This window comes from Dyella sp., from assembly GCF_035508675.1.
Taxonomy (GTDB): Bacteria; Pseudomonadota; Gammaproteobacteria; order Xanthomonadales; family Rhodanobacteraceae; genus Dyella_B.
This window is the reverse complement of the sequence record NZ_DATJMN010000080.1, coordinates 1-4,717: the sequence shown is the minus strand read 5'-3', so window position 1 is coordinate 4,717 and position 4,717 is coordinate 1. Positions and strand designations below refer to the sequence as shown.

Below are 4,717 nucleotides of genomic sequence, written 5' to 3'. Positions count from 1 at the left end.
GCCAGCACCCAAGCCGCCGGCACGCTAGGCTTCGGCTACGACCACCTCAACCGTCTCACCGTGGTGCAACGCGACCAGCAGACCGTGGCCACCTACGTCTACACTGCAGAAGTGTTTGTCGTTCTCAGGCTATCCATGCGCTACGTGTGTTGACAGTCAGCGATTGACGCTAATGGACATGGCCCGTGCGTGATCAGGCGCCGCGTGAGTAGCGACCTACGTTGAATTAATCACAGCATCCTTAAAGCTGGAGATAGGGGGCGGCGCCAGGTACATGACCAGGCGCCACCTTGGTACCTTCATAACTTGCTCTTGCTCACTTCCAACGGCTTCAGCGATACGCGGTCGAAGGCGTACAAAGGTCCGTCGGTCGGCGCGGTGAACACCAGGCACAAGCTGTGCTCGCCGTGCTGCGCGGGCAACGCGGCATCGAGCGAAAAGCGGCGCGCGCTGCTGGCGGGGTTGGGCAACGGCGCCGTCGCCACCACCGGCCCGTCGCAATGGTCCAGATGCGCGACGAATTCACCATACGGGGTGCGATGTGGCCGCGACACCACCAGCTTGACGTCGTGCGCGAGCGCGTAATTGCGTTCCAGGCGCGCTACCTCCACGTGGAGCGACGCGACGCCATCGAGCGGGGTGGCGGGATATTGCTGGCAGGCGTCGAAGATGTTGACGGCATAGACCGGCAGCATGCTGGTGGCGTCCGGCATGGGCTGCAGGCGCAGGCGGAAATCGCTGCCTGCGCAGTTGTGGAGTTCCACGCCTGCACGCGACAGCAGATGGTCGCGATCGATCATGCGCGTACGCACCGCCGCCAGCGCACTGCCGTCGTCCGCATCGGCCACGGCCTTGATGGTGACCGGCCACGTCACCGTGAACGGCTTGCTGTAAAGCGGCGCGTGGCTGTCCGGGACACTGCCGTCCGTCGTGTAATGGATGGCGCCGTAACCGGCCTGGTTGGCAAGCGTCACCCGCGCCGTGCCGCTTTTTAGCGCAGCATTGACATCGATCTGGATGACCGGCGCGAAGGCGCTATCGGCATTATCGACCTGCTGCGCAGCATAGCGCTGTAGCTGCGCAGGCAAACGCGCGAGAAAACCGTGCCAGTCGTGCGTGGAAGCGGGTGACCATGCCACTTCGCTCAAGGCATCCAGGCGCGGGAATGCAGCATGCTCGACATGGCGCATGCTCGGCATGTGCTCGGTCCATAGGTTGGCCTGCACGCCCAGCACGTGCGTGGCCTTCGCTGCAGTCAGCACGGAAGGAACCGGGCTGAAGCGGTAGACATCTTCCAGGCTGCGTACCGGATCGCGGCCAGCCGCTTCATCGGGGAGGTTGCTTTGCAGGCTGTCCAGATAAAGGTCCGGCGAGGGCGACATCACCACGTCGTGCCCCAGCCTGGCGGCCTTGATCGCACCATCGGTACCGCGCCAGGACATCACGGTGGCGTCGGCCGGCACGCCGCCATCGAGGATTTCGTCCCAGCCGATCAAGCGCCGGCCATGCGCTGTCAGGTAGCGGCCGACGCGGCCGATAAACCAGCCTTGCAGCGCATCTTCGTCTTTCAGGTGCAGTGCGCGGATCTTCGCCTGGATGGCGGGCGACGCTTTCCATTGATCCTTGATGGCTTCGTCGCCGCCGACGTGGATGTAGTGCGAAGGGAACAAGGCCAGCACTTCATCCAATACGTTATCGATGAACTGGAAGCTGGCATCGTCCACGTTGTAGAGGTAGGGATTGACGCCCCAGTCGACCGATACCGGCGGACGCTTGCCGGTGACGCCGATTTCCGGATACGAGGCCACCGCCGCCTGCGCATGGCCGGGCATGTCGATTTCCGGAACGATGGTGATGTGACGTGCAGCCGCATAGGCCACCACATCACGAATCTGGTCCTGCGTGTAGAAGCCGCCATAGCGTTGCGGCTCGCCATCGTGCCCGGCGTCCGGCGGCGTGCGCCATGCACCGATGCGCGTCAGCTCCGGATAGCGCTTGATCTCGATGCGCCACCCCTGGTCATCGGTGAGGTGCCAATGGAACACGTTGAGCTTGTGCTGCGCCATCTGGTCGAGCAGCTTTTTCACGTCGTCAACGGACTGGAAGTGACGCGAGGAATCCAGCATCACGCCACGCCAGGCAAAGCGCGGCCAGTCGTTGATATGCAGCGCCGGAACCGGCACGGCGCCCGCGTGGGCATTGGGTGTCAGCAGTTGATACAAGGTGACGGCGCCGTAGAACAGGCCGGCGTCGTCATGGGCCTGGATGCGGATGCCTTGCGGGGTGACGTCGAGGGTGTAGCCCTCGGCATGCAATGCGTTGGGGTTGCGCTGGAAAACGATGGCGTGGTTCGTGGCGCCCTCGCCTTCCTTGATCGCCAGATGCAAACCGCGCATGCGTGCGACAAGGTCCGCCAGGTAGCGCGCCGATGCCTGGGCGGCCTTGTCGTGCGCGGGTACGACGATGGGCGTGCCGTTATCGACGTTGAAGGAGCCTGCCGCCTGCTGGAGTTGCGCAGGTAGCGGGATCAGCGACAACGGGGCGGCGTCAACCAGGCCGCACAAGGTCAGGCAAAAGAGTAAGGCGGCGAATCGCATGCGTTTTCCAGTTGGCTCGATGGTTGGGCGCAAGGTTCCTACCCATAAACGTTAGCGCATCGGGGAAGGATGTAATGCTAGGTACTTAAAGATGCCTCAGTCACGGAGGTCCAGCACTCGTCATTCCGGCGAATGCCGGAATCCAGTGAAGAATGACGTACGCAGCACACGACATAAAGATTTTATGTGCTTCGCACAGCATATTTAACTGGATTCCGGCGTTCGCCGGAATGACGACCTGTTCTAAATAGCGTTGATACAGACCTTCAGTTCAAAGCATTGGGGAAAGACCAGCATCCATTCAATTATGTGGCAAGCTCACCGCATACAAATACCACGCATCGTGCGGCAGCCACTGTTCGGTCCAGCGCCAATCGTCGTCGCGCCCGGTCTGGGCGTAGCCGAGATCGAAGGCGATGCCATCTTCGTCGTTCAAGCCGGCCGTGATGCCGTTGATGATGGCGCCCGGTGCACTGGTGTATTCGTAGGAGCGGAAGAACATGTACTGCGCATTGCGCTGCCCGCTACCCATCAACATGCTGGTGTCGTACGGGTTGCGACCGAGAATCCAGTGCAACTGGTTCCACGCGTAGTTTTCCAGCTTCGCCTGGAACGCGGGATCGCTGGTGAACAGCGGCTCCGCCATGCGTGCTGCGGCGGCCAGGGAAGCGATGCGCGCGTTTTCACCCTGCCACCACGGCGCGGCCTCCGTATCGTGGGGGAAGAAGAAGGCGGTGCGCAGCGTTCCGTTGCCCATCCGCACGAACTGCCGCGCGTAGCCGAACGGGTTGTTGACCGCATCGGTCACACGCAGCTCATAGCCTAGCGAGCGACGCACGACGTCACGTACAGCTGCCTGCTGTGCCGGTGTGGCGATCAGTTGGTACTCCAACAAGGCCACCACGGGCAGCCCCGCATCGGTCGGATGGAAGAAGGGGCGCGTGCCTGCGTCGGCGCGCCAGTAGTCCCGTTGTCCGTCATGCGTCACCAGGCGTGCCATCAGGCTTTGTGCGCGATGGTCGGCGGCCCGGCGCCAGGTCTGGTCATGCGTGGTGCGATAGAGTTCGGTTGCCGCCAGCAATGCGCAGTAATCGTCGACGATGTTCTCCACGCCATCGTTGAGCAATTCCTTGTTGTGCGCATCCAGGAAGCGGTAGGCGTCTTCGGCGTTACGCAGATACTCCTGGCGGGTGAAATCGCCGTCGAGCGGCATGCTGCTGGCGAGCGCCAGGGCAGCTATCGCCACGCCGCCGCCGGCGCGAAAGCTCGCTTCATAAGCGTGCGGCCCGTGTGCCGGCTGCTCTACCTCAGCACCGACATCGCCCGCGCTGCGCTTGATCTGCGTGCGCCAGTTCGGATCGCCGATGCGGCGGTCCTGCGCCAGCTTGTCTTTGCCGGGCGCATCGATCGATTGATAAAAGGAGCCATCCGGCCGCTTGTCACGCACCAGAAAATCCGCACCAAACAATCCCTCGTCGAGCAGGCGGCGCAAATACTGCTTGAAGTTCGGATCATGCCGCGCATCGAGCTGCTGATAGCTGCGCAGCAGGCTCCACGCCACCAGCGGCAATTGCTGCGTGTTGAAATAGGAAGTGAGGTTCTGGTGCGAGAGGTGAATGCCGTAATCGCCGGTCGCGTCGTACCAGCCGCCGTGAATGTCCAGCGTGCCGGGCTGGCCGTCCGGATGCGGCAGATGGCGATCGGCCTTGTCCATCTCGCCGCTCGCGCGCTGGCCTTTGAAGTAGTAGATGACGTTGGAGAGCGTGTTGCGCTCCAGTACGTTGTCCTGGATCAGGAACTCGTCGGAACGGATACAGGGCCCGTGGCTCTTCAGTTCCACATAGTAGCGGCCGGGTGTTTTCAGCGCGGAAAAATCAACGCGCCAATAATGCTGATCGCCCCATTTCGCTACCTGCCCGGCATCCTTAGCGTGGCCGGAAAATACCGGCTTGCCGGTATCCACGTCGACGATCTGGAAGTCATGCAGAGCTTGTGCCGCATCAGCCGAAACCAACGCAACCTTGGCAGCACCCAGGTCATAACCGACCTGGTTGACCAGCACCTTCGACTCTGCCGCCTGGGCGTGCAGTACACACATGCCAAGGGTGATCAAAACGGCT

2 protein-coding genes are annotated in these 4,717 nt (G+C 62.2%); both read right to left on the bottom strand.

Annotated elements, in window-relative coordinates:
- Positions 1 to 299 precede the first annotated feature (299 nt).
- Positions 300 to 2,597, bottom strand: a complete 2,298-nt coding sequence (locus VMA74_RS04635) for a beta-N-acetylhexosaminidase (RefSeq protein WP_325365280.1) — start codon at positions 2,595 to 2,597, stop codon at positions 300 to 302.
- A 301-nt stretch (positions 2,598 to 2,898) separates the two neighbouring features.
- A partial coding sequence (locus VMA74_RS04630) for a glycoside hydrolase family 9 protein (RefSeq protein WP_325365278.1) occupies positions 2,899 to 4,717 on the bottom strand: 1,819 nt, incomplete at its 5' end.

What these genes read in the sequence shown, in the direction of transcription:
- VMA74_RS04635 (WP_325365280.1), bottom strand. Translation starts at nt 2,597, where the DNA reads ATGCGATTCGCCGCCTTACTCTTTTGCCTGACCTTGTGCGGCCTGGTT.